Annotated in this window: 20 protein-coding genes; 1 reads left to right on the forward strand and 19 read right to left on the reverse strand. The window is 65.8% G+C overall.

Annotation, left to right across the window (positions count from 1 at the left end):
* Positions 1-317: 317 nt before the first annotated feature.
* The 17 genes from QW861_RS05640 to dinB all read right to left on the reverse strand — a co-directional run bounded on the left by QW861_RS05640 (position 318) and on the right by dinB (position 19,402).
* Entirely contained in the window at positions 318-896 is a 579-nt protein-coding gene (locus QW861_RS05640) for a hypothetical protein (protein ID WP_315752328.1), read from the reverse strand.
* Positions 897-1,187: 291 nt separating this feature from the next.
* Complete coding sequence (locus tag QW861_RS05645; protein ID WP_316192798.1) at positions 1,188-1,991, reverse strand: class II aldolase/adducin family protein; 804 nt, start codon at positions 1,989-1,991, stop codon at positions 1,188-1,190.
* A gap of 174 nt (positions 1,992-2,165) precedes the next feature.
* Positions 2,166-3,707, reverse strand: coding sequence for a galactarate dehydratase (gene garD / locus QW861_RS05650; protein ID WP_315752330.1), 1,542 nt, complete (start codon positions 3,705-3,707; stop codon positions 2,166-2,168).
* 147 nt (positions 3,708-3,854) lie between these two features.
* Positions 3,855-5,303: an aldehyde dehydrogenase family protein gene (locus tag QW861_RS05655; protein ID WP_315713556.1), complete on the reverse strand. Its 1,449-nt coding sequence runs from the start codon at positions 5,301-5,303 to the stop codon at positions 3,855-3,857.
* A 53-nt stretch (positions 5,304-5,356) separates the two neighbouring features.
* Positions 5,357-6,712 carry a glucarate dehydratase gene (gene gudD, locus QW861_RS05660; RefSeq protein ID WP_316192799.1) on the reverse strand — a complete coding sequence of 452 codons (1,356 nt, stop codon included), beginning with the start codon at positions 6,710-6,712 and terminating at the stop codon, positions 5,357-5,359.
* A gap of 156 nt (positions 6,713-6,868) precedes the next feature.
* Positions 6,869-7,813, reverse strand: coding sequence for a 5-dehydro-4-deoxyglucarate dehydratase (gene kdgD, locus QW861_RS05665; RefSeq protein WP_315752332.1), 945 nt, complete (start codon positions 7,811-7,813; stop codon positions 6,869-6,871).
* A gap of 134 nt (positions 7,814-7,947) precedes the next feature.
* Positions 7,948-8,850, reverse strand: a complete 903-nt coding sequence (locus tag QW861_RS05670; RefSeq protein WP_315713553.1) for a LysR substrate-binding domain-containing protein — start codon at positions 8,848-8,850, stop codon at positions 7,948-7,950.
* Positions 8,851-9,347: 497 nt separating this feature from the next.
* The gene (locus QW861_RS05675; protein WP_315752333.1) at positions 9,348-9,986 is read right to left on the reverse strand and encodes a DsbA family protein; all 639 of its coding nucleotides are present in this window, start codon (positions 9,984-9,986) and stop codon (positions 9,348-9,350) included.
* Complete coding sequence (locus QW861_RS05680) at positions 9,983-12,097, reverse strand: protein-disulfide reductase DsbD family protein (protein WP_315752334.1); 2,115 nt, start codon at positions 12,095-12,097, stop codon at positions 9,983-9,985. Before QW861_RS05680 ends, QW861_RS05675 begins: the two co-directional genes overlap by 4 nt.
* A gap of 177 nt (positions 12,098-12,274) precedes the next feature.
* Entirely contained in the window at positions 12,275-12,622 is a 348-nt protein-coding gene (locus QW861_RS05685) for a hypothetical protein (RefSeq protein WP_315752335.1), read from the reverse strand.
* Between the two features lie 151 nt (positions 12,623-12,773).
* On the reverse strand, positions 12,774-13,661 hold the full coding sequence (locus tag QW861_RS05690; RefSeq protein ID WP_315752336.1) for an MBL fold metallo-hydrolase: 888 nt from the start codon (positions 13,659-13,661) through the stop codon (positions 12,774-12,776).
* Positions 13,662-13,731: 70 nt separating this feature from the next.
* Entirely contained in the window at positions 13,732-13,935 is a 204-nt protein-coding gene (locus QW861_RS05695; RefSeq protein WP_315752337.1) for a DUF2892 domain-containing protein, read from the reverse strand.
* A gap of 88 nt (positions 13,936-14,023) precedes the next feature.
* Positions 14,024-14,692 carry a Crp/Fnr family transcriptional regulator gene (locus QW861_RS05700; protein WP_315752481.1) on the reverse strand — a complete coding sequence of 223 codons (669 nt, stop codon included), beginning with the start codon at positions 14,690-14,692 and terminating at the stop codon, positions 14,024-14,026.
* A gap of 262 nt (positions 14,693-14,954) precedes the next feature.
* Complete coding sequence (locus tag QW861_RS05705) at positions 14,955-15,869, reverse strand: DUF1259 domain-containing protein (RefSeq protein ID WP_315752338.1); 915 nt, start codon at positions 15,867-15,869, stop codon at positions 14,955-14,957.
* Positions 15,870-15,920: 51 nt separating this feature from the next.
* The gene (gene chrA, locus QW861_RS05710; protein ID WP_316192800.1) at positions 15,921-17,312 is read right to left on the reverse strand and encodes a chromate efflux transporter; all 1,392 of its coding nucleotides are present in this window, start codon (positions 17,310-17,312) and stop codon (positions 15,921-15,923) included.
* Positions 17,309-18,130: a sulfurtransferase/chromate resistance protein gene (locus QW861_RS05715; protein ID WP_315713545.1), complete on the reverse strand. Its 822-nt coding sequence runs from the start codon at positions 18,128-18,130 to the stop codon at positions 17,309-17,311. Before QW861_RS05715 ends, chrA begins: the two co-directional genes overlap by 4 nt.
* Before the next feature lie 165 nt (positions 18,131-18,295).
* Positions 18,296-19,402 carry a DNA polymerase IV gene (gene dinB / locus QW861_RS05720; protein WP_316192801.1) on the reverse strand — a complete coding sequence of 369 codons (1,107 nt, stop codon included), beginning with the start codon at positions 19,400-19,402 and terminating at the stop codon, positions 18,296-18,298.
* A 232-nt stretch (positions 19,403-19,634) separates the two neighbouring features.
* Here dinB and QW861_RS05725 point away from each other — a divergent pair, with 232 nt between their 5' ends.
* Positions 19,635-20,540, forward strand: coding sequence for a ribonuclease Z (locus QW861_RS05725; protein WP_316192943.1), 906 nt, complete (start codon positions 19,635-19,637; stop codon positions 20,538-20,540).
* A gap of 21 nt (positions 20,541-20,561) precedes the next feature.
* Here QW861_RS05725 and QW861_RS05730 read toward each other — a convergent pair whose 3' ends face one another.
* Together QW861_RS05730 and QW861_RS05735 are read right to left on the reverse strand one after the other, a co-directional pair.
* Entirely contained in the window at positions 20,562-22,607 is a 2,046-nt protein-coding gene (locus tag QW861_RS05730; protein WP_316192802.1) for an acetoacetate--CoA ligase, read from the reverse strand.
* A gap of 51 nt (positions 22,608-22,658) precedes the next feature.
* Positions 22,659-23,351: a TetR/AcrR family transcriptional regulator gene (locus QW861_RS05735; protein WP_315713541.1), complete on the reverse strand. Its 693-nt coding sequence runs from the start codon at positions 23,349-23,351 to the stop codon at positions 22,659-22,661.
* Between the last annotated feature and the right edge of the window lie 97 nt (positions 23,352-23,448).

Genomic DNA, 23,448 nt, shown 5'->3' on the forward strand with positions numbered 1-23,448 from the left:
CCGCGTTGACCGTTTCTTTCGAATGCCCATCGCAACCTCCTCATCGAGTGTTGCGACGACCAATTGAATCCGCCGGTTGAACCGGCTTTGCCTGTGGTACCTGCCGCCTGCATTTTTTTCGCAGGCGGGCCATGGGTGGGGCCTTCACCCGGCATTCCCTGCGCCCTTTGCACTTCCGAGGGCGAGACGGATCGTAAGCCTCGGGCATCATCTGCCGCGAGAACGCGCCCTCATGTTCATGGCTGTTCGAGATGCGGATTGGAGCAGATGCGCGTCAGGCGACGCGGATGCGCGCGGTCGCCGCAATCGCGACGCGCTCATTCATAGGGATTGTGCTCGGCGTTCGTCATCGTCTGGCGCACCCGGCGCAAGGTGATGGGCGTGCCGTCGGAGACGAACTGCAGCTCATAGGCGCGGCCGCTGTCGTCCTTGGCGGAGCAGGTCACGCTCGTGACCTTGAGCATCGCGAAGTTGCCGACCTGACGGCACATGCCGGCCGAGCTCTTCGTCGCCGGCACCGGAATGCCATCGACCTTCGGGCGATGCTTGGAATTCAGCAGCATCCTGTCGATCGGCAGTTCGTAGACGTTCTGGATCGACCTGCGGCCATTGATGCCGGAGAACGCGATGATGTGGCTCTCGTCAGCGGGATCGTCGAGCGCGACGGTGAAATGGGCGCGCCCCTTCTCGCTGTGAAAGAACGCCACCGTCTTGCAGGAAAATTCGCGGCCGTCGACCTTCGCGGTCCGGCAGGTGCCGGACATCAGCGCGTAGAGATCGATGTCGGGCCGCTCCTCCGGCGAGCTCGTCACCGGCATCGGCTGCTGAGCCAGGCAGGGCGTACCCAGGAAGAGACCGAGCGCAACGGCAGCAAGACGAGGAAAATGCAGGGGCATCCGCGGGGTGAGCCTGGAGGAATCATGACGGCGCGAGAGGTTAAGCGATGTGTCAGCTTTGCGGCAAAAAGAGGTCGGACGCCAGTGCGGCAGCGTACATCGCGCCAGCGCAAGCCCGGCGCTGTACGGCACGGGTGGTCGGTCGATACCGCAAAAGGAATGGAAAGTTCCGTGCGCACGCCGCGCACTCGCTCGCGCTCCATGTCGAGACGGAAGGCGCGGTGCAGCGGGCTCGGCGCGTCACAGGAATCCGGGGCGGCGCTGCCGCGGAATGATCTTCAATCTCCGGGACTATTTCGCCGACTGCGCCCTCTGCTTCCACAGCGCCCAGGCGCGGTCCATGATCACCATGTTGACCGCGTCGGCCTTGGCGGCCTCCTCGGCGCTGAGATAGGTGACGTCTCTGCCGAGCCCGATCGCCTGCGCCTGCAGCTTCGCATAGACGTCGGTGTAATAGGCGCGGAACACGGCGGCCTTGACCGACGGTCCAACCGCGACGTCGCCGTGGCCGCGCATCAGCACCACCGATTTGTCGCCAAGCGTGGCCGCCAGCGATTTGCCGATCACATTGTTGCTGACCAGCATGTTGGTGGCGCCGAACTCCTTGCCGATGTCCCATACCGGCGCGCCGGTGCCGAGGAAGGCGGCGTTGTGATACAGCGGCTTCAAGGGTGTATGGCTGACGCTGAACGGCACGACGCCCGGCGAATGCGTATGCACCACCGCGCTGACGTCCGGACGCGCCTTGTAGATCTCGGCATGGATGAAGCGCTCGAGGAAGACGGCGCGGTTCCTCGCATCGACCGGTTCGCCGTTCTCGTCGAACTCCATGATGTCATTGGCCGTGACCTGCGCCGGCGCGATCGAGCGTGCCATCAGGAAGTGGTGCGGATTGGTGGGATGCCGCGCGCTGACATGGCCGAAGGCGTCGACGACGCCGAGATCGGCGAGGATGCGGCTGCCGGTCGCGATGTCCTCGAGCAGCTCGCGGGGGACACCAGGGATGGCGTCTTGGGCGCGGGAAGGGCCGGCGGAGAGGAGGGAGAGGAGGGAGGCTGCTACGGCAATCGCGGCGAAGCGGCTGAAGCTGGACATCTGGCTCTTCCTCCCGGCCTTCGTTGTCTAGGCTCGTTGCTTCAACATACGCGTCATTGCGAGCGAAGCGAAGCAATCCAGGATGGTGGCTGGGACCCTGGATTGCTTCGCTTCGCTCGCAATGACGGGGAGAGGTTTGAGCGAGGCAATTGGCATGGCAGGGTGAGCCCTCCCTCAGGTCACCGGAGCCGGATTGAACAAGGTCAGATCGTTGTGGATGCCCCAGCGGTCCGACCATGGCTTGGTGCGACCGGAGGCGACGTCGAGGATCAGCTTGAACAACTCCCAGCCGGTTTCCTCGATCGTCATCTCGCCGGTGGCGATGCGGCCGGCGTCGAAGTCGATCAGATCCTTCCAGCGGCGCGCCAGCTCGCTGCGGGTCGCGACCTTGATGACGGGCGCCGCCGCAAGGCCGTAGGGCGTACCGCGGCCCGTGGTGAACACCTGCAAGGTCATGCCAGATGCGAGCTGCAGGGTGCCACAGATGAAGTCGGAGGCTGGCGTCGCCGCGAACAGCATGCCCTTTTGCCTGGCCTTCTCGCCCGGCGCCAGCACGCCGTGGATCGGACCGGAGCCCGACTTCACGATCGAGCCCAGCGACTTCTCGACGATGTTGGCGAGGCCGCCCTTCTTGTTGCCGGGCGTCGTGTTGGCGCTGCGATCGGCGCCGCCGCGCGCGAGATAGGAATCGTACCAGTCCATCTCACGGATCAGCGCGCGGCCGACGTCCTCGTTGATGGCGCGCCGGGTCAGCAATTGGATCGCGTCGCGAACCTCGGTCACCTCCGAGAACATCACGGTCGCGCCCGCGCGCACCAGCAGGTCCGCCGCGAAGCCCACTGCGGGATTGGCGGTCACACCGGAGAACGCATCGCTGCCGCCGCATTGCAGGCCGATGACGAGATCGGACGCCGGGCAGGTCTCGCGGGTGCGCTTGTTGAGTTCGGCAAGGCGGCGATCGGCCTGGGTCATGATGGCGTCGACGATGGCGCCGAAGCCGTCGAAGGCCTCGTCCTGCATTCGGACGATCGAGTCTTCAGTGCCTTCCGGCAGCAGCCGCTCCGGCGCGAGCTTCTCGCAGCCGAGGCCGACGACGAGGATCTCGCCGCCGAAATTCGGGTTCAGTGCGAGGTTCTGCAGGGTTCGGATCGGCACCACGGCATCTGGCGCCGTGATCGCGACACCGCAGCCATAGGCGTGGGTAAGCGCGACGACGTCATCGACATTCGGGTACTTCGGCAGCAGCTCGCTCTTGATGCGCTTGATCGCGAATTCCAGTGTGCCCTTGACGCATTGGACCGAGGTCGAGATGCCCAGCACGTTGCGGGTGCCGACCGAGCCGTCGCGATTGCGATAGCCTTCGAAGGTGTAGCCTTCGAGCGGCGGCAGCGGCCCCGGCACCGCGGTGGAGATTTCGAGCTGATCGAGGGCAGGAGCCTCAGGCATGTCGATGCGAGCCTCGTCCACCCATTCGCCGGATGCGATCGGCGACTTCGCATAGCCGATGATCTCGCCGTAGCGGACGATCGGCGCGCCCTCGGCGATGTCGACCAGTGCGGTCTTGTGGCCCTGCGGGACGAAGCTCCTCAGCGTCAGGCCATCGGGAAATTTGGTGCCGGCAGGCAGGCCGAAATCGTTCACCACGATCGCGACGTTGTCGCGCGCGTTGAGCTTGATGATGCGGGGCTCCTGGTTGGCGACGACCTGCTGGTTCATGCTGGCTCCGTTCCGCTCCGGTGGGTGGGCAAAGGCGCGGAGCGCCGTGCCCGCCTACTTCCTTCTTTCATCCCCTCTCCCCGTAAGAACGGGGAGAGGGAGTGGACCGTCGATGCGGCCCGTCTGTTAGCTCACGGCGGACGAGGCTCACACCGGGAAGGTGTAGGCCGTCTTCACCGTCGTGTAGAATTCCCGCGCGTAGGAGCCCTGCTCGCGGGCGCCGTAGCTCGAGCCTTTGCGGCCGCCGAACGGGACGTGATAGTCGACGCCGGCGGTCGGCAAATTGACCATCACCATGCCGGCCTCGCTGTTGCGCTTGAAGTGCGAGGCGTATTTCAGGCTGGTGGTGCAGACGCCGGCCGCGAGGCCGAACTCGGTGTCGTTGGCGATCGCCAGCGCCTCGTCGTAGTTCTTGGCGCGGATGACGCAGGCGACCGGTCCGAAGATCTCCTCGCGGGCAATGCGCATCGCGTTGGTGGCCTCGGTGAACAGCGCTGGCTGCATGTAGAAGCCGGGCGTCTCGCGGTTGAGCAGCTCGCCGCCCCAGGTGAGCTTGGCGCCTTCGTCCTGGCCGATCTTGAGATAGCGCTGATCCTGCTCGAGCTGGTTGGCGTCGACCACCGGGCCGATATGGGTGCCCTGCTTGACGGCGTCATCGACCACAAGGCCCTTGAGCCGCTCGGTCATCGCCGCGACGAACTTGTCGTGGATGCCCTCGGTGACGATCAGGCGCGAGGACGCCGTGCAGCGTTGGCCGGTCGAGAAATAGGAGCCGTTGACACAGGCTTCGACCGCGACCTTGACGTCGGCATCGTCGAGCACGACCATCGGATTCTTGCCGCCCATCTCCAGCTGGAACTTCTTCATCGGGTTCGACAGCACGCAGGCCTGCGCGATCTTGCGCCCCGTGCCGACCGAGCCGGTGAAGGAGATCGCGTGAACATCCGGATGCTCGAGCAGGGTCTGGCCGACCACCGAGCCGGAGCCGACGACGAGGTTGAAGACGCCGGCGGGAAGGCCGGAGCGCGCGATGATCTCGGACAGCGCATGCGCCGAGCCGGGCACCAGCTCCGCCGGCTTGAACACGACCGTGTTGCCGTAGCAGAGCGCGGGCGCGATCTTCCAGGCGGGGATCGCGATCGGGAAATTCCAGGGCGTGATCATGCCGACGACGCCGACGGCCTCGCGGGTGATCTCGACGTCGAGGCCCGGACGGACCGAGGCGCCCTTCTCGCCGGTGAGGCGCAGCGCCTCGCCGGCAAAGAACGCAAAGATCTGGCCGGCACGGGCGACCTCGCCGATGCCCTCCGGCAGCGTCTTGCCCTCCTCGCGCGCCAGCAGGCGGCCGAGCTCTTCCTTGCGCGACAGGATCTCCGCCGAGATCTTGTTGAGCGCGTCATAGCGCTCCTGCGGCGTCGAGCGCGACCAGGCCGGGAAGGCGGCCTTGGCGGCGGCGATCGCCTTCTCGGTCTGCGCCTTGTCGGCCTTGGCGTATTCGCCGACGACGTCGTTGGTGTTGGACGGGTTGATGTTGCGGGTCACCCCGCTGCCGTCGACCCACTCGCCGGCGATGAAATTCTTGAGGATCGCGTTCATGTTGTTCTCCAGACTTTGCGCGATTGCTCGGACAATCTAACCGATCGCCCCCGTCATCGCACGAGACAGGGGCGCTTGTCGTCGAAGGTCCAGCCGGGGATCAGATACTGCATTGCGACGGCGTCGTCGCGTGCACCGAGCCCGTGGCTCTTGTACAGCGCATGGGCCTTTTCGATGGCGCCGCGGTCAACCTCGACACCGAGCCCAGGTTGCTCGGGCACGGCGATCCTGCCGCCCTTGATCTGCAGCGGCGCCTTGGTCAGCGCCTGGCCGTCCTGCCAGATCCAGTGGGTGTCGATGGCGGTGACCTTGCCCGGCGCAGCGGCGGCCACGTGGGTGAACATCGCCAGCGAAATGTCGAAATGGTTGTTGGAGTGCGAACCCCAGGTCAGACCATTGTCGCGGCAGGTCTGGGCGACGCGCACCGAGCCCTGCATGGTCCAGAAATGGGGGTCGGCCAAGGGAATGTCGACCGCCCCGAGCCGCAGCGCATGGCTGAGCTGCCGCCAGTCGGTGGCGATCATGTTGGTCGCGGTCGGCAGGCCCGTGGCGCGGCGGAACTCGGCCATGATCTCGCGGCCGGAGAAGCCGGCCTCGGCGCCGCAGGGGTCCTCGGCATAGGCCAGGATGCCGTGCATGTCCTTGCACAGCCGGATCGCTTCATCGAGCGACCAGGCGCCGTTGGGGTCGAGCGTAACGCGCGCCTGCGGGAAGCGTTTTGCGATGGCGGTCGCCGCCTCGATCTCGGCTTCGCCGCGGAGCACGCCGCCCTTCAACTTGAAGTCGGCGAAGCCATAGGCGTCGTGCGTCGCCTCGGCGAGCCGCACCACAGCTTCGGGCGTCATCGCCTCCTGATGTCGCAGCGTATACCAGCCGTCCTTCTCGCGCTCGCCGGTGGCGTAGGGCAGGTCGGTCTTCTTGCGGTCGCCGATGAAGAACAGATAGCCGAGCGCCTCGACGGAGGCGCGCTGCTGGCCTTCGCCGAGCAGGGCCGCCACCGGCAGGCCGAGATGCTGGCCGAGCAGGTCGAGCAGCGCGGATTCGACTGCGGTCACCGCATGGATCATGACGCGCAGATCGAAGGTCTGCTTGCCGCGGCCGCCGGCGTCACGATCGGCGAAGGCGGTACGCATCGTGGCGAGGATGGTGTTACAGGCGCCGATGCTCCTGCCCACGATCAGGCTCTTCGCATCCTCCAGCGTCTGCCGGATCTTCTCTCCGCCGGGCACCTCGCCGACGCCAGTGTGGCCGGCATTGTCGGTGAGGATGACGAGGTTGCGGGTGAAGAACGGCCCATGCGCGCCGCTGAGATTGAGCAGCATGCTGTCACGGCCGGCCACCGGAATGACCTCCATGCCGGTGACGATCGGCGCGCCGGAGATTCCGGTGCTGGTGGCTGCGTGACTCATGTGCTCCTCCCGGTCTTCTTCCTATCTCCGTCATTCCGGGGCAGCCCGTCAGGGCTGAACCCGGAATCCAGAGATTGGCTTGCGTCTCTTCTTATCCATCAACTCGGAGATTCCGGGTTCAAGGCCTTGCGGCCTTGCCCCGGAATGACAGCAAGATCACTCCGCCGCCTGCTGTGCCGAGACGGCGCCCGGCAGCGCCTTCACCAGCGCCGTCAGCTCCGCCATCTCCTCCGCGGTCAGATCGGTCAGCGGCAGGCGGACAGGGCCGGAATCGCGGCCGATCACCTTCATGCCGGCCTTGATGATCGAGACCGCGTAGCCCTTCTTGCGGTTGCGTATCGCGATCAGCGGCAAAATGAAATCCTTCAATCCGGCATGGATGGTGGCGTGGTCGCGCTTGCGCACTGCGGCATAGAAGTTCGTCGCGAACTCCGGCACGAAGTTGAACACGGCCGAGGAGTAGGTCGTCACGCCCATGTCGAGATAGGGCAGGGCGAAGGTCTCGGCGGTCGGCAGGCCGCCGATATAGGTCAGGCGGTCGCCCATCCTGGTGTAGACACGGGTCATCAGCTCGATGTCGCCGATGCCGTCCTTGTAGCCGACCAGGTTCGGGCAGCGCTCGCACAGCCGTGCCAGGGTGTCCGGCTGCAGGATGGCGTTGTCGCGGTTGTAGACGATGACGCCGATCTTGACCGATTTGCAGACCGCCTCGACATGGGCGGCGAGGCCGTCCTGCTCGGCATGCATCAGATAGGGCGGCAGCAGCAGGAGGCCGTCGGCGCCGGCCTTCTCGGCGCCAATCGCGATCTCGCGCGCGATCGCGGTGCCGTAGCCGGTGCCAGCGAGCACGGGCACGCGGCCCTTGGTCTCGTCGACCGCGACCTTGACCACCTCCGGCACCTCGGCCGCGGTCAGCGAGAAGAACTCGCCGGTGCCGCCGGCAGCGAACAGGCCCGCGACGTCATAGCCGCACAGCCAGTCCATGTTGGCGCGATAGGTGGCCTCGTCGAACGAATAGTCGGCCTTGAACGGCGTCACGGGGAAGGAGAGCAGGCCGCTGCCGATCTTCGCAGCCATTTCCGTCGGGGTCATCTTGCTCATCGCGCGGGTCCTTCACGAATGTCCTTGGGAACGGGCGCGGCCGGCGCCGGCGCGCATTCCCCCGGGCGATGTCGTAGGACCAAGTTCGATGCCGGTCCAAGCCAATGACGGTATCGATTGATGCGGATCAGATATCAATCTTCCGCGTGCTGCACGGCGAGATTGCCGGCCAGCTCGACCAGTGCCGGCAGCAGCGGATTGTCGTGATCGCGCCGCCAGACCAGGAACAGCTCGGCCGGCGTCGGGTTGCGCAGCTTCAGCGGCCGCAGCCGGACATCGGCGATCTTCAGGCTGGAGGCAGCTTCGGGCACGATCGCAAGCCCGAGGCCGGCGCGCACCATCGCCAGGATCGAGTGGATCTGGCTCAGATGCTGCACGTAGCGGGGCAACACCTCTGCACGCATGAACTGCGACACCAGGAGATCGTGGAAATAGCGCGCCTCGGTCTGCGAATACATGATGAAGTTCTGGCCGTCGAAATCACGGATCGACACGGCCTCGGCGGAGGCGAGACGATGGCGGCGCGGCAGCGCGGCGCAGAGCGGCTCGGCGACGACGCGGCGGGTGGCGAATTCGGGGCGCGCGATCGGCGGCCGCAGCAGGCCGGCGTCGATCTGGCCGGAGGCCAGCGCCTCGATCTGGTCGCCGGAGACCATTTCCTTCAGCGACAGATCGGCTTCTGGAAGCTCGCTGCGGCAGGCGGCGACCAGATCGGGCAGGAAGCTGTAAGCCGCGGCCGCGGTGAAGCCGATCTTGAGCGAGCCGCTCTTGCCGCTGGCAATGCGCTGCGCCACCTGGGCGGCGCTCTCGGCCATTTTCAGGATGCGCCGTGCCTCGGGCAAAAAGCTGCGCCCGGCCGGCGTCAGCTTGACCGAGCGGCTGGTGCGCTCCAGCAGCACCGCATCGATGATGTGCTCCAGCACCTGGATCTGCCGCGACAGCGGCGGCTGCGTCATGTTGAGCCGGATCGCGGCGCGGCCGAAATGCAGCTCCTCGGCCACGGTGACGAAGCAGCGCAGCTGGTTGAGGTCGAACATCGATGCGTCCTCGGCATGGATACGGCGGATTGTGCGGGCTTGGTAGCATCGATTGGGTGCCGTGGGAATGTTGGCGGGATCATCGGCCGCGGCTTGGCAGACGCGCCCAGCTCGGCGGTTCGCATCAGGCGGGGCCACTGCCTGCCGCGGCCGTCATGCGCGGAGCGAAGCGATGATGCAATCCCGAGTCGCCGGCCGCCGTGGTGCCCGCGCACATGTTGACATCTGCAATGCAATACGCCCGCGGCGTGCGCCGCGCATCGCCGGCCATGCCGCGGCCGACGACCCCGGCTGCCACCTCGCCAATGCCGAGATCGGCCTGACCGTGCCGGCCAACCGCATCACGACCTCACTCTATCCTATCGCGGAAGTGAATCAGGAAGCTCCGCTGTCCCAAACGTCCGGAACGAGATCTCCTTCTCCGTTGTGGCCAGCTACTGAGCCGCACGTTGCGGGCGCGGCGCTGCGGCTGTCCATGGCGAGCGTCAGGTGCCTGCTCACTTGGCGGATGCAGCAGCGCGGGCATCCGCAATGGCCTGCTTGAAAGCCTGTGCATTGGGGACGCCGGGGATGCGGAAATGGCCGATGATGAAGGCCGGCGTGCCGCGGAAGCCGAGGCCCGTGGCCTGCTCGTGATTGCGCGCGAGCACGGCGTCGATGTCGGCGTGCTTGGCCGCGAGGTCGGCCTTGGCGCGGGCGAGGTCGATTCCGGCACCGCTGAGCGCCGCATCGACCTTGGCCTCGGACAGCTTCTCATTGAGCGAGATCAGCGCCTCATGGGCCTCGGCGAACTTGTCCTGATATCTCGCCGCCAGGGTGAGGCGTGCCGCGTAGATCGAGGCGCCGCCGAAGATCGGCCAATCCTTGAAGACGAGACGGACGTGACCGTCGTCGCGAACCACCTTGGCGAGCTCCGGGCTGATCTTGCGGCAATACGGACACTGATAGTCGAAATACTCGACGATCGTGATGTCGCCCTCGGCGTTTCCGACAGCAGGGATGGCGGGATCGTGCAGGATGCGCGCTTCGCTCAGAATGTCGGTGTCGTCGTCCTCGGCGCGAGACTGGATCGGCAGGATGGCCGCAGTCAACAGCAGCAGCATGGCGATCGATGCGGCAAAGGTCTTCGTGGTCATGACTTGTCGTTCTCCTGATGAGGGATGGTCGAGGCGGTGTCGATGGCGTCCAGCACGGTCTGCGGCGTCAGCAGTTCGGGGAGCAGGATGCCGTTAGGAGCTCCGGGGCCGAACACGACGTTGAACGGCAGGCCGTAGCGGCCAAAGGATCGGAGATAGGTCGCGATCGCGTCGCTGGGTGAGGTCCAGTCCGCCTTGACGGCAACGACGCCCGACGCCAGTCGGCTGCGCACGGCCGTGCTGTCGAGCACGAGCTTCTCGTTGACCTTGCAGGTGACGCACCAGCTGGCGCCGATGTCGACGAAGACCGTGTGACCGGCCCGCACCTGCGCCGTGATCTCGGCGGGCACCAGCGGCTGCCAGGCGATTCCGGCCGGCCGGCTTGCGCCGTCCGGCTGCTTGACGGAGGTGGCGGCGATCAGCGCCAGTCCGATCGTGCCGGCGAGGCCGGCTCCGGCGATCGTTCGCCGCAACGGGAAACGGAGCGACGCCATGATCAGAGCGGGGACGAGCAGCGCAGCGGCAAGGACGGCCGCAGTCGAGGGTCCACTGATGTCGGCGAGCACGATCAGCAGCCATAGCGCGGTCGCCGCCATCGCGAGCGCTGCAAGCACGCGCAGCTTCAGCATCCAGCGGCCGGGCCGCGGGAAGAGTGCGGCAAGGCCTGGCGCCGCGGCCAGAGACAGATATGGCGCAGCCATGCCGAGCCCGAGCGTGGTGAACACCAGCAGGATTTGCGGTGCGGCCTGCGACAGCGCAAAAGCGACGGCGGTCCCGACGAACGGCGCGGAGCACGGCGTGGCCAGCAGCGTCATGACGAAGCCGTTGATGGCATGACCTGCCATCGTCCTGTGGCTCGCGGCGTTGCCAAGGCGGCCGGCGATCCACCACGGCAGGCTGATCTCGAACAGGCCGAGCAGGTTGGCACCGAATGCCGCGAGCACGATGATCATCGCGATGAGGAAAGCGGGCTGCTGAAACTGCAAGCCCCAGCCGACCTCGGCGCCCGCGGCCTTGAGTGCGGAGAGGACGGTGGCAAGTGTCACGAACGAGGCGACGATGCCGGCCGCCGTCGCCAGGAATGCCCGGCGCGGCGAGGGCGCGTGTGCGGGATCGTGATCGACCAGCGAAACGAGCTTCAGCGACAACACCGGAAACACGCAGGGCATGAAGTTGAGGATGAAGCCGCCGAGCAGGGCCACGCCGAGCATGGTCCAGATCGATGCCGCCGAAGGACGCGGTGCCGGTGTGGCTGCTTTGGCCGCAGAAGCGCGAGCAGCTTGATCGGCATCCACCGGAAGCATGGCCTCGATCGATCGGTCGCCATCGACCAGGGTGACCCGCAGGCGTTGTCCCGGACCGGCCTGATCGAAGCCTTGCACCGGCACGGTGATCCGTACGCCGCCGTCCGACATCGGGCTCACCTGGGGACGGCCGCCGGACACGGCATCGTTCCCATCAAGGAAGACGTCGGGCGCGTGCAGTGGCGGCGTCGCATGCGCCTCGAGCTGCAGATGCGGCTTTGGTTGCCGATCGATGCGCAACGCCGTGATGGAGAGCCCCGGCGAGCTCGCGCGGGGGACGCTCTGCCGCCATTCGTCGATCAGCGCCTGATCGTTCGGCCGGTGCGAGACGGCGGGGATGTCGGCCTCGAGATGGGCCTCCTGCTGGGTGCAGATGACCGAGCAGACGAACAGCACCGTTTTCAGTGTGAGATGTGCGGGCGCCGCTCCATCCTCGAGCCGCACGCGCAACGGAAACAGCACGTGCTCAGCGTAGCCGAACGTGTCGATATCCTGCTCGCTGAAGCGGCTCGGCGCCGGCCATTCGACGGTGACATCGGCGACGTTGCGTGAGCCGCTCCAGTCGAATTCGGGTGGCGCGCCGGCATCGCCGGGTGAGCGCCAATAGGTGTGCCAGCCTGCATCCAGCCTGACATCCAGTCCGGCCCATGCCGCGGCCGGGCCGCCGTCTGCTCGCGTGACGTCGCCGACCAGCAGGCGCGTGTCGACGTTCGCCTGCGGGCGCAGCTCGCCCGCGACAGCGGTCGTCGCCGCAAGATGGAGCAGGCCGAGCAGCCATGCGAGCCGGCCAAGATGACGGATGGACATGATGATCTCCCGCGCGCTGATCGTGCATTGCGTGGCAGTTGCGCTGCGCGACCCGGCGCAAGGCGCGCCTGGCAATGGGCACCTTAAGCCGACCTGCACGACGCACGATCGATGGTGGATATTCGTCCGCTCAAGTCACGACGTTACGCGGCCCGTAAGCCGATGACGACGGAAGGATCAGGCGTGGCGACAGGGGGGACGGTAGGGCGAGGACGCGTCGCATTGCGTTGTCAGCGCCTCGTCATAGGGGCGCCAGGACAGCGTCCGGGAGGCGGCAACCGGCTGCGCCGCCGCACTGTCGCTCGCCGGGACGGCGGTCAGACCAGCCGCGGCAAACGGACACGTGTTGATCATGCCCGGGATGACGGCCTTCCTGCAGGGCTTGGGCGCGCTCGTGGTCGTTCGGGACCATTGGTGCGCACCGGCACCGGCGCCGGCGTCTGCCGTTGCAACCTCGAACGTTCCGAGCAGAGGCGCCAGACTCAAGACGAGCGCGATCAGCGCCGCTATCAGGCGGCGTGTCATCGCTGGCATCTCGAAATCAGCACGCCTCATCTTGGATCAATTTCTCCAATTTGGACTGGTCGCGCAGACCGGCCGCTCTTGGCAACTGACATCTTCGTGACACCGCGAGCTCGCGGCCAAGCCGGCATCGCGTGAGCAAAGCGAGTGGTTCTCAAAGTACGTTGATCGGTACCTTCAGGAATGTCTTTCCCGTCGCGTCCGCGGGAGGAAGATGTCCGGCGCGGATGTTGACCTGAAGTGATGGAATGATCAGGCGCGGCATGCCGAGCGTCTTGTCGCGGGCCTCGCGGAGCGCGACGAACTCGTTCTCGGTCATCCCGTCTCGCGCGTGGATGTTGTGGAGTCGCTCCTCGCCGACGGTCGTTTCCCAGCGCACCGCGCGGTCGTTTGGGGCATAGTCATGACACATGAACAGTCGGGTCTCGCGCCGCAGCGTCTCAAGGATCTTCCGGATCGAGCGGTACAGCGTGCGCGCATTGCCGCCTGGAAAATCGGCCCGCGCCGTTCCCCCGTCCGGCATGAACAGGGTGTCGCCGACGAAAGCGGCATCGCCCATCACATGTGTGGCACAGGCCGGCGTATGGCCGGGCGTGTGCATCACGAAGGCCGTCATCTGTCCCACCTGATAGGTGTCGCCATCCTTGAACAGCCGGTCGAACTGGCTGCCGTCGCGGCGAAATTCCGTGCCCTCGTTGAAGACCTTGCCGAAGGTCTCCTGCACGGTCAGGATATGTTCGCCGATGCCGATCTTGCCGCCGAGCTTGTCCTGGATGTAGGGCGCAGCGGAGAGATGGTCGGCATGCGCATGCGTTTCGATCAGCCACTCCGGCCTGAGGCCGTTGATCTTCACGTAGTCGATCAGCATGTCGGCGGAACGGGTGCTGATGCGGCCGGCCGCGTAGTCGATGTCGAGGACGGGATCGACGATCGCGCAGGACGGCGATGACGGGTCCTTCACCACGTAGCTGATCGTGCTGGTGTCAGGATCGAAGAATCCGGCCACCTTCGGCTGCACGCCGAGATCGATTGGATAGGACATGGCTGCTGCTCCACGATTTGGCTCCGGGGCGGCATCGCCGCCCACGCCCCGGTTTGTCGTCCAGAACGGTCTAAGACGTCGGATTGGACTTCGTTCCGCAGGTATTGATGCCGAGCATCGCGTAGGGCGGGCACCAGCCGATCAGTGCGGTGCCGAGCGGGATCAGGCCCAGAAGGCCCCACAAGGTGTGCGGCCCTACGACCGTGAGACTGAGGATGGCGAGTCCGACGATGATCCTGAGCAGCCGGTCGATCTTGCCAATGTTCTGTGTCATGTCGCGCTCCCTTTGGCTTGCGATGATGCAGACGATAGAGCGGGACATTGCGCGGGTATGTAACTAAGTCACCAAGAGACGCCGGTTCCTAGCCATGCTGGGCCAGCTGGACGAGCGCCGGTCTGTCGGTGATCTCGACGATTCCGCGAGCCATTCGCAACCAGCCGCGCCTTGCGAATTCATTGAGCTGCCGGCTGATGACCTCGCGCGCGCTGCCGAGCTCGTTGGCGAGCTCCTGATGCGTCGCAGCGATCTGCTGCTTCGCCCCGGCGAGATCCAGAAGCTTCTGCGCGAGCCGCACATCGATCCGCTCGAACGCGACTTCCTCGATGATGCGGAAGAGATTGGTGACACGGCGGCTGAACGCGGTGAAGACGAACTGGCGGAATTCGCGCGAGCTGGCGATCAGCCGGTCGAACAGCGCGCGCGGGATCGCCACGGCACGGATCCGGGTTTCCGCGATGCCCTCGGCCTGGTATTCCTCGTAACCCATCAGGCAGGCCGTGGTCAGCGCGCAGCTCTCGCCTGCCTGGACGCGGTAGAGCACGATCTCGCGGCCGGACTCGGACGTCTGCTGCACGCGGATGGTCCCGTCCAGCAGCAGCAGGAAGGAGTCCGGCGCCTGGCCGGGGCCGAAGATCCGGCTGCCTTCCGGAAGCTCGACAATGAGGCTGGCCTCGCGCAACTGCGCGAAGATCTCCTCCGGCAATTGCCGCAACGGCGGGAAAGCGAGCGTCCAGTCCTGCTTCGACGACATCACGACATCCGGCTGCGCCACATCGGCGTCGTCCAGACTTGCCATAGGATCGCGCGTGGGTCGAGGGACGGGATCTGCCCCCCGTCCCCAATCTTCGGCACCACGAGAGAGCTCGCATGGACTCCGGCAGCGCGTTGCCTTGCAACCGATCGGCGTCTCACGCATGCGAAGTTGCAGGCGGGCCAGACCAAAAGGTTGTCGCACCTGCCAACAGAGCAAGGCCCGCACACTCTCGGACCGCGCCTTTCCTGGCTCTTTGCTCTTAGCTCTTGGTGCTTGCCGTTTTGTCGAGCGCCGCCCGCAAACCCTTGGCGAGCTTGATCGCATCATCGTTCGCCCAGAAGTGCATGAAGAAGAGGCGGGGGTGTTCGTCCAGCATGTGACTATGCAGCGCCGTGACCTCGATGCCGTGGGCACGGAGCGTCCGGATCACGGGGTTCACCTCCTCCCCGCTCAGCACGAAGTCACCGGTGACGGCGGCCTTGCCTGCGCCGGTCGGCTGGAAGTTGATGCCCGTCGCGACGCCCATCGCCGCGACGGGAGACAAGGATAGTCCACCCTCGACGATGGGATCGCGTCGCGGCACGCTGAACTGATAGACTCCGCCATTGGCCTGTCCTTTGACCGCAAGGATCTGATCGAGCTGTGCCGTGTCGAGATCGATGGCCGGCGGCGGCGTGGTCGGCGACGCCGCAACCGTCAACGGTGTCTTGCTGTCGGCGAGGGCGTCGCGGATGGCGGACGCGAGTTTGACCGGATCTCCGTGACCGACGACATGCATGTAGGACGTTGCTGGGCTCGCGCGGAGCAGATGGTTGTGCACGGCGCTGATTTCGAGCCCGCCGGCGATCATCTTCGCCATCACCGGGTTGATCTCTGATTCCAGCAGGACGAGATCGCCCATGATCATGGTGGCGCCATGCGCCGGCTTGAACGCGACCCAGCCGCCGAGCGCGAGCGCCGGCCTGATGGTTACGCCGTCCAGGGTCACCGAGAGATCGGTGCGCGGGAAGCCGTACCGGCGGACGTCTCCCGCCACGGACGGCTTCCGGCCCAATGTCTCGTCGACCTTCTGCCAATCGATGTCCTGTGCGCGCGCCGTCGAGACGATCGGTCCGGCGCCGTGTGCGAGGAGGCAGGCGCCGAGGCCCAACAGACTCCAGATCGTGCTTCTCATCGTTCGCTCCTTTTGGTCTGGCACTGCCCCGTGTTCCGTCGCAGCGTGCTCTCAGATGACGCCCGCAAAGCGCATCAGGATGCCCGCGATGCACGAGGCGGCGAGCACGACGAGCATTCCCACGTTGAAGCGGAAAATGGCCGTGGCGGCCGCAACCGACAGGACAACGGCCGGCAGGTCGATGCTCATCGGCCGGGGCGCGTCGAATGACAGTCCGAATCCCCGGATCGGAAAGGTCTCGCGGAAGAGGGTGTGCAGCGCGAACCAGATCGAGAGATTGAGAATCACGCCCACGACGGCGGCGGTGATGGCCGAGAGCGCGCCGCCGAGCGCCTTGTTTCCCCGCAACGCCTCGATGTAGGGCGCGCCGACGAAGATCCAGAGAAAGCAGGGCGCGAACGTCACCCACGTCGCCAGCAGTCCGCCCAGCGTGCCTGCGAGCATGGGAGACAGCCCGCTCGCGCCGCGGAACGCGGCCATGAAGCCCACGAACTGGACGACCATGATCAGGGGACCGGGAGTCGTCTCAGCCATGCCGAGGCCGTCGAGCATCTCGCGCGGAGCAACCCAGTGATAGTACTCCGCGGCCTGTTGCGCGACGTAGGCGAGCACGGCGTAGGCGCCGCCGAACGTCACCATCGCCATCTTGCTGAAGAAGATAGCGATCTGACCGAAGACGTCGTTCGGCCCGAGCAGGATCAGCAGTGCGAAGACGGGGGCGAGCCAGATCGCGAGCCAGACGGCCGCCACGCGCAGCGCGCGCGAAGCGTTCGGACGGACGTGATCCGGCACGGCTTCGCCGAGCATGCTGTCGATCGCACCGGCGTTCTTGCCGCCGTGTTCGAGGGCTGCGAATTCCGGCCGGCCGAGGCGGGCAGCGACGAAGCCGATGACTCCGGCAGCAATGATGATGATCGGAAACGGCGCGCGGAAGAAGAAGATCGCGACGAAGGCTGCGGCCGCCAGTCCGATCATGATCCGATTGCGTAGCGCGCGCTTGCCGACGCGGACGACGGCCTGGATCACGATCGCCAGCACGGCCGCCTTGAGGCCGAAGAACAAGGCTTCGACGACGCCGACATTGCCATAGGCCGCATAGATGTAGCTGAGGCCCATGATGGCGAAAATGCCGGGCAGAATGAAAAGTGTGCCCGCAACGATGCCGCCGGTGGTCCGGTGCAGCAGCCAGCCGATATAGGTCGCAAGCTGCTGCGCCTCGGGTCCCGGCAGCAGCATGCAGTAGTTCAGGGCGTGCAGGAAGCGGCTCTCCGAGATCCAGTTCTTCTCCTCGACGAGGATGCGATGCATGACCGCGATCTGGCCGGCGGGGCCGCCGAAACTCAGACAGGCCACCCGGATCCACACGAGAAGCGCGTCGTTGAAGGAGATGCCATGGGCGTGCTCGGCCGCAACCGGCTTCCGCGATGCTACGAGGTCCGTCATGACTTCACCTTGCTGGACGGCCAGTTGTGCGCCTCCTTCGTGGCGTCGCGGCACCAGCGGTAGAAGGCATCATAGAGCAGCAGCCCCGCGCTCAACTGCTCCAGATCGTCGTCGTACATTCGCGACAGCCCGAGTGAAGCGGCAAGGAGGCCGGGAGCCTCGGGCGAGAGATCAAGTCGCGCCGTATCCGCGGCCCGCACCAGCGTGGCGAGTCGTTCCAAGGGTGGTGTCCGCAGACCGAGCTCCTCGACCATGACGTCGAAGGTGCAAAGCTCGCCGCGGTGGCTCCAGAAGACATTCTCGATGTCGAAGGGAGTGGCTTGGAAACGCTCGGCGACGGCTTCGACTTCGGCCGGCGTCACGAACAGGAAGACCGCTGCAGGGTCGACGAAGCGACGGATCAGCCATGGACAGGCGATGCGGTCGATCTTGGGACGTGATCGCGTGACCCAGACGGTGCGGCCGCGGTCGTCCCTCGCGGGAATCCTGTCTGCGGGCACGGTCGGGAGTTGGGACTCCGTCCAGCCGACGTGGCCGCCCTCGAGGACCTCGGCTGCGACGTTGCTGCACCGGAGCCAGGCCGCGGTACCTTCGCTCAGCTTCTTGCCTTTCTGGCAGATCACGACAACCGATTGGCCGGTGAAGCTCGGTGCCCATTGCTGGACGTCGAGATGGGAGCGCCTGACGGCGCCGGGGATGAGGCGTGGGTCGGCGGCGAAATCCTCGTCGACACGCACGTCGACGAGCCGTGGCGAGGTCGCCGTGCCGATCAGTCGAGACAATTTTTCGGGTGAGATCGAGGTGTATGATGATGACATGCTGCGCCCTTGGTGACCAGGACGCGATTCTTGGGCATGTCGCCTCGCGGGGAGATCGCACATCCCCGTGCGGCAGAATAAAGCGCTCGATTGTTCGGCTGTCAACCCATCCCTGTGCTGGAACGATCGGGGGACCGCCGCGGTCGCCATTGGGGTCGACCCGCCTCAGATCAGCAGGGGCAGCTGGGCTTCCACTGCGATGTCTTGCTGCTGCAAGGATGACAGCGAGACGCCGAGGAGCCGCACCGGCTTGGCTAGGGGCATCTCGCTCTGAAGCAGCGCGACGGACAAGCGTGCCAGATCCTCCCGGCTCGCGACCAGGTTGGCGACGGACCTGCTGCGTGTGATGATTTCGAAGTCCGCGAACTTGACCTTCAGCGTGACCGTCCGGCCCCTGTTGCCGCTGGCTTCGCAATGCTGCCAGACCTTGTCGATCAGCGGCTGCAGCTCCGCCAGCATCGGCTCGAAGTCGGTCAGGTCGCTCGAGAAGGTGTTTTCGGCGCCGACTGATTTGCGGATGCGATTGGCTCGGACCGGGCGATTGTCGATGCCGCGCGAGATCCAATAGTAGTGGTGGCCGGCCTTGCCGAAGTGCTGCTGGAGGAAGGGCAGGGTCTGGTTGCGGATGTCGAGCCCGGTATGAATTCCGAGCGCGTTGAATTTCGCTGCGGTCGCCGGCCCGATGCCGTGAAACCTGCCGACCGGCAGCCCCTCCACAAAGGCCGGACCCATCTCCGGCGAAATGACGTATTGCCCATTGGGCTTGCGATGGTCCGAGGCCAGCTTGGCGAGGAACTTGTTGTAGGAGACTCCCGCGGAGGCATTGAGCCCGGTCTCGGCCTTGATCTTGGCCCGGATCTGCAAGGCGATGTCGCGTGCCAGCGGGATGCCTTGCAGGTTTTCGGTGACGTCCAGATAGGCCTCGTCCAGCGACAGAGGTTCGATGATCGGCGTGTGCTCGGCGAAGATGGCGCGGATCTGCTGGCTGATGGCCTTGTAGACCTCGAAGCGCGGCTTGACGAAGATCAGGTGCGGGCACTGGCGCTTTGCCGTCACCGACGGCATGGCCGAGCGCACGCCGAACGCCCGAGCCTCGTAGCTTGCGGCTGCCACCACGCCGCGCTCGCGCGATCCCCCGACGGCCACGGGCTTGCCGCGCAGCTCGGGATTGTCCCGCTGCTCGACCGACGCGTAGAATGCATCCATGTCGATGTGGATGATCTTGCGAATGGCCGTCGGCGCGCCATCCTGTTCCGGGCCGGAGCTTGGCATGGCCAAGCTCTATCAGAGCGCGGCGATGAAGTCTGCACAGCCAAGTGCTGGCTGCCAACAACGTCCCTTACAAAGACGTTGCGACGTCGGTCTCCCTCAGCCTTCAATCGGCGACGACGGAAGCACGCTCATGAGAAGGGATCGCCGACCGTGATCGAGACGAAGCAACGCAGTCGGGACCTGCCGTCAAAGCCGCTCACGACGTTGCGACCATGGGCCTGAAGCAGCTGTGATGTTCGAGCTCACTTTCCTGGGGACCTCGGCGAGCGTTCCGTCGGCGGACCGCAATCATCCCGGCCTTCTCGTTCGAGCAGGCCGGCATCGCATTCTCGTCGATTGCGGCGAGGGGACCCAGCGTCAGCTGCTCCGCAGTGGGGCAGGCTTTCGCCGGCTCGATCGGATCCTGCTCACCCACGGCCATTTCGACCATGTCCTCGGCATTCCCGGGCTGTTTTCCACCCTGCGGCTGCGCAGGAGCGCTGACATCATGCGCGTCCACGGCGGCCCCGAGACGCTCGATGTGGTGGTCCGAATGCTCGCAGGGCTGTGGGGCGAGGGCCGCGCGCCGATCTCGCTTGAGCTCGTTCCGCTCAGGCGCGGGGAGGTTCTCGACGCCGGCGAGTTTATGATCAACTGCTTTCCCGTCCGGCACCGCGACACCGACAGCTTCGGCTTCGCATTTGTGAGTCGAGCGCGCCGCCATCTGAAGCCAGATCGTCTGGCAGCGCTCGCGGTGCCTGATGGGCGCGTGCGGAAGGCATTGGCGGAGGGCCGGCCGGTCACGCTGGAGGACGGCCGAACCATCGATCCCGAGGATGTTCTGGGGCCTCCGCAGGGGGCGAAGAAGCTCGTCATCGCCGGCGATGCGGAAACGACCGAGGGACTGCACGAGCACGTCCGCGACGCGGACATGCTCGTGATCGAGGCGACCTTCCTCCGGCGCGATTCGGCCATGGCTCGCGACTACGGCCACCTGACGGCCGCGGAGGCCGCCGGGCTGGCGGCGTCCAGCAACGTCAGGCAGCTCGTCCTGAACCACATTTCCGGCCGCTATCCCGACGAGGAGATCCTCGCCGAGGCGCGGGAGATCTTTCCTGACAGCCGTGTCGCGATCGATTTCGACCGGCTGGTGGTCTAGCGGCTCGCTCGGGTACGTCTGCTACGTCGCCCCCGAGCCGCTCTGCAAACGGCTCTGGGCGAACGTGATGTACCAGTCGAGGCAACCGGGATTGGCCATCGCATCGCGGTTGATGACCTTGTCGAGCGGCTGCCCGAGCAGGAGCTTCTTGATCGGGAGCTCCTGCTTCTTGCCGGACAGCGTGCGCGGAATCTCGGCAACCGCGAAGATGTCGTCAGGCACGAAGCGTCGCGACAGGCTGGCTTCCACCGCCATGTTGATCTTCCGCTTCATCGCCGCATCGAGCGCGACGCCGTCGCGCAGCACCACGAACAGCGGCATGTAGCTGTCTCGGCCGAGATATTCGAGATCGACGACCAGCGAATCCAGGATCTCCGGCAGCGCTTCGATGGCCGAGTACAATTCGCTCGTCCCCATGCGCAGCCCGTGGCGATTGATGGTCGCGTCGCTGCGGCCATAGATCACGCAGGAGCCGTCCGGATCGACCTTGAGCCAGTCGCCGTGCCGCCAGACCGGCCCGCCCTCGCGCGTCTCGAAGGCGTCGAAATAGCTCGCGAGATAGCGCACATTCCCCGCGTCGTTCCAGAACCGCAGCGGCATCGACGGCATCGGCGCGGTGCAGACGAGCTCTCCGACCTCGCCGATGACAGGCTTGCCCTGGTCGTTGAAGGCCTCGACCGCTGCTCCGAGCACGCGGCACTGCATCGTTCCGGGCACCTGCGGCAATTCGCGGTTGCCGCCGATGAAGGCGCCGGCGAAATCGGTGCCGCCCGAGATGTTGGCCCACCACATTTGCGCCTGCGCCCGGCTGCCATTGACCTGCGACAGCGCCGCGAACCGCTGATCGAACCAGGCCTGCGTGTCGGCGCTGAGCGGCGAGCCGGTGGACCCGAGGCAACGCAGACGGGACAGATCGCCCGCGTCGGTCAGGTTGATCTCCGCCTTGACGCAGCTCGCGAAGAACGCCGCGCCCGCACCGAAGAAGGTGGATTTCGAATTCGCCACGAATCGCCACAGCGTGGTCCAGTCCGGACGATCCTTCGGCCCGGCGGGGCTGCCGTCGAAGACGCAGCACGTGGTCCCGTTCAGGAGCGCGCCGACCTGGTTGTTCCACATGATCCAGCCGGTCGAGCTGTACCAGTGATAGCGCTCGCCGAACGAATTGGGCTGATAGGAGCAGCCGATGTCGTTGTGCAGCCCGAGCAGGGCCAGCGTGACGATGATGATGCCGCCGTGACCATGCACGATCGGCTTCGGCAGCCCGGTGGTGCCGCTCGAGTAGACGATCCAGAGCGGATGATCGAACGGAAGCCACTCCGGTTCGAAGGCATCGACGCCAGGGCTCGTTCTTGCCAGAACGTCCGAGAGACGAACCCCGCCGCTCACCGGCGCGCCGGCATCGTCACTGTGCAGGATGACGTGGCCGAGTGTCGGCAACGACCGGCGCAGCTCCTCGATGACACCGCGGCGATCGTGCCGGCGGCCGGCATAGGTGACCGCATCGCAGGCGATCAGCACCTTGGGTTCGATCTGCTTGAACCGGTCGATCACGGCGGGCGCGGCCATGTCGGGGGCGCAAACGCTCCAGATCGCGCCAATGCTCGCCGAAGCGAGAAACGCGATGATGGCCTCGGGTATATTGGGCAGATAGGCGGCGACCCGGTCGCCGGGCGCTATGCCTTGCTCGCGCAGATGCAGCGCCAGGGCGGCTGCCTTTCGCCGGAGCTCGGGCCAGGTCGTCTCCGTGAGCCTGCCGTCCTCGTGACTGCTGATGATCGCAGGCAGGCCCGCCGCATCGGCGGCTTCGACGTGACGAAAGACTTGCTGGGCGTAGTTGACCGAAGCGCCCGGAAACCAGACCGCTCCCGGCATCGTGCGCTTGCCCAGGACGGTCGAAAACGCGGTCGGCGACTGCAGGTCATAATAGTCCCAGATGCTGCGCCAGAAGCCGTCGAGGTCGCGGATGGACCATTGCCGCATCTGCTCGAAGTTCTCGAAGTGGAGGCCGCGATTGTCCCTCAGCCATTGCCGATAGAGAGCCATTTGCGGGACGTAGGGAGCTATCATCGTTCGTTCCGGCTTGTTTGCATGGTACGGCCAGGAGACGCCAAGAGGCGCTCATTTCGACTTCTGCTTCCGCCGCTTGTAGAGCGCGTTGAAGCCCCCGGCCATGAAGGTCACGAACCGCTCGCGGACCGCGGCGAAATCGTCGGACTTGCACAGGCCGCCGGACAGGCGGTCGATCCGGCCGGTCCGTGACAGGATCAGCGAGTAGGCGCCGGAGGTGAACTGGAAGCTCCAGAACAGGTCCTCAGGCGTGGCGTCGGGCAACGCCTTCTGCAGCAGCCCGATGAGACGCAGCACCATGGGATCGAGATAGGTGTCCATCATCTCCACGCCATAGCCCGGCGCGTTGGCGACCTGCGCGAAGATGCGGCCGAAGTGTCGCCAGTTGTCCTCTTCGTTGACGTAGACGTCGAACGCGCCGTCATAATAGGCACGCAGCGCGCCTTCAACGGTCGGACGATCTCCGACCTTGGCCTCGTAGGCATCCAGCCCGGCCGTGCGCACCGTGACAGCGTATTCCATGCGGCGTTCGAACACGGCATCGAACAACGCCCTCTTGCCCTCGAAGTAGTAATGGATCAGCGCGGGATGGATGCCCATCCTGTCGGCCACATCCTTGATCGTCACGCCGAAATAGCCGAGCTGCGCGAACAGCTCCTCGCTGGTGTCGAGGATCAGCTTCACCGTCGTCGCGCGCTGTTCCGCGCGCGTGCGGCGTCCCTCGGATTTCGGCTGTGCTGGCATGCTCTCCGTGGTCCCTGATCGGCGCAGACAGGAACGGCGCCGTTGGTGTTTGACGATGAGGGGGTGGGCGCGCCCGGTCAAGCAGGACTTCGGGCTT

The organism is Bradyrhizobium sp. SZCCHNRI1029 (assembly GCF_032487555.1).
GTDB lineage: Bacteria > Pseudomonadota > Alphaproteobacteria > Rhizobiales > Xanthobacteraceae > Bradyrhizobium.

Bases quoted from the DNA above. Each gene is read 5' to 3' on its own strand.
- QW861_RS05725 (WP_316192943.1), top strand. From the start codon at position 19,635: ATGTTCGAGCTCACTTTCCTGGGGACCTCGGCGAGCGTTCCGTCGGCG.
- QW861_RS05670 (WP_315713553.1), bottom strand. From the start codon at position 8,850: ATGTTCGACCTCAACCAGCTGCGCTGCTTCGTCACCGTGGCCGAGGAG.
- chrA (WP_316192800.1), bottom strand. From the start codon at position 17,312: ATGACGGACCTCGTAGCATCGCGGAAGCCGGTTGCGGCCGAGCACGCC.
- QW861_RS05715 (WP_315713545.1), bottom strand. From the start codon at position 18,130: ATGTCATCATCATACACCTCGATCTCACCCGAAAAATTGTCTCGACTG.
- kdgD (WP_315752332.1), bottom strand. From the start codon at position 7,813: ATGAGCAAGATGACCCCGACGGAAATGGCTGCGAAGATCGGCAGCGGC.
- QW861_RS05685 (WP_315752335.1), bottom strand. From the start codon at position 12,622: ATGACACGCCGCCTGATAGCGGCGCTGATCGCGCTCGTCTTGAGTCTG.
- QW861_RS05675 (WP_315752333.1), bottom strand. From the start codon at position 9,986: ATGACCACGAAGACCTTTGCCGCATCGATCGCCATGCTGCTGCTGTTG.
- QW861_RS05655 (WP_315713556.1), bottom strand. From the start codon at position 5,303: ATGAACGCGATCCTCAAGAATTTCATCGCCGGCGAGTGGGTCGACGGC.
- QW861_RS05690 (WP_315752336.1), bottom strand. From the start codon at position 13,661: ATGTCCTATCCAATCGATCTCGGCGTGCAGCCGAAGGTGGCCGGATTC.
- QW861_RS05705 (WP_315752338.1), bottom strand. From the start codon at position 15,869: ATGAGAAGCACGATCTGGAGTCTGTTGGGCCTCGGCGCCTGCCTCCTC.
- dinB (WP_316192801.1), bottom strand. From the start codon at position 19,402: ATGCCAAGCTCCGGCCCGGAACAGGATGGCGCGCCGACGGCCATTCGC.
- QW861_RS05700 (WP_315752481.1), bottom strand. From the start codon at position 14,692: ATGTCGTCGAAGCAGGACTGGACGCTCGCTTTCCCGCCGTTGCGGCAA.
- QW861_RS05680 (WP_315752334.1), bottom strand. From the start codon at position 12,097: ATGTCCATCCGTCATCTTGGCCGGCTCGCATGGCTGCTCGGCCTGCTC.
- gudD (WP_316192799.1), bottom strand. From the start codon at position 6,712: ATGAGTCACGCAGCCACCAGCACCGGAATCTCCGGCGCGCCGATCGTC.
- QW861_RS05640 (WP_315752328.1), bottom strand. From the start codon at position 896: ATGCCCCTGCATTTTCCTCGTCTTGCTGCCGTTGCGCTCGGTCTCTTC.
- QW861_RS05645 (WP_316192798.1), bottom strand. From the start codon at position 1,991: ATGTCCAGCTTCAGCCGCTTCGCCGCGATTGCCGTAGCAGCCTCCCTC.
- QW861_RS05730 (WP_316192802.1), bottom strand. From the start codon at position 22,607: ATGATAGCTCCCTACGTCCCGCAAATGGCTCTCTATCGGCAATGGCTG.
- QW861_RS05735 (WP_315713541.1), bottom strand. From the start codon at position 23,351: ATGCCAGCACAGCCGAAATCCGAGGGACGCCGCACGCGCGCGGAACAG.
- garD (WP_315752330.1), bottom strand. From the start codon at position 3,707: ATGAACCAGCAGGTCGTCGCCAACCAGGAGCCCCGCATCATCAAGCTC.
- QW861_RS05695 (WP_315752337.1), bottom strand. From the start codon at position 13,935: ATGACACAGAACATTGGCAAGATCGACCGGCTGCTCAGGATCATCGTC.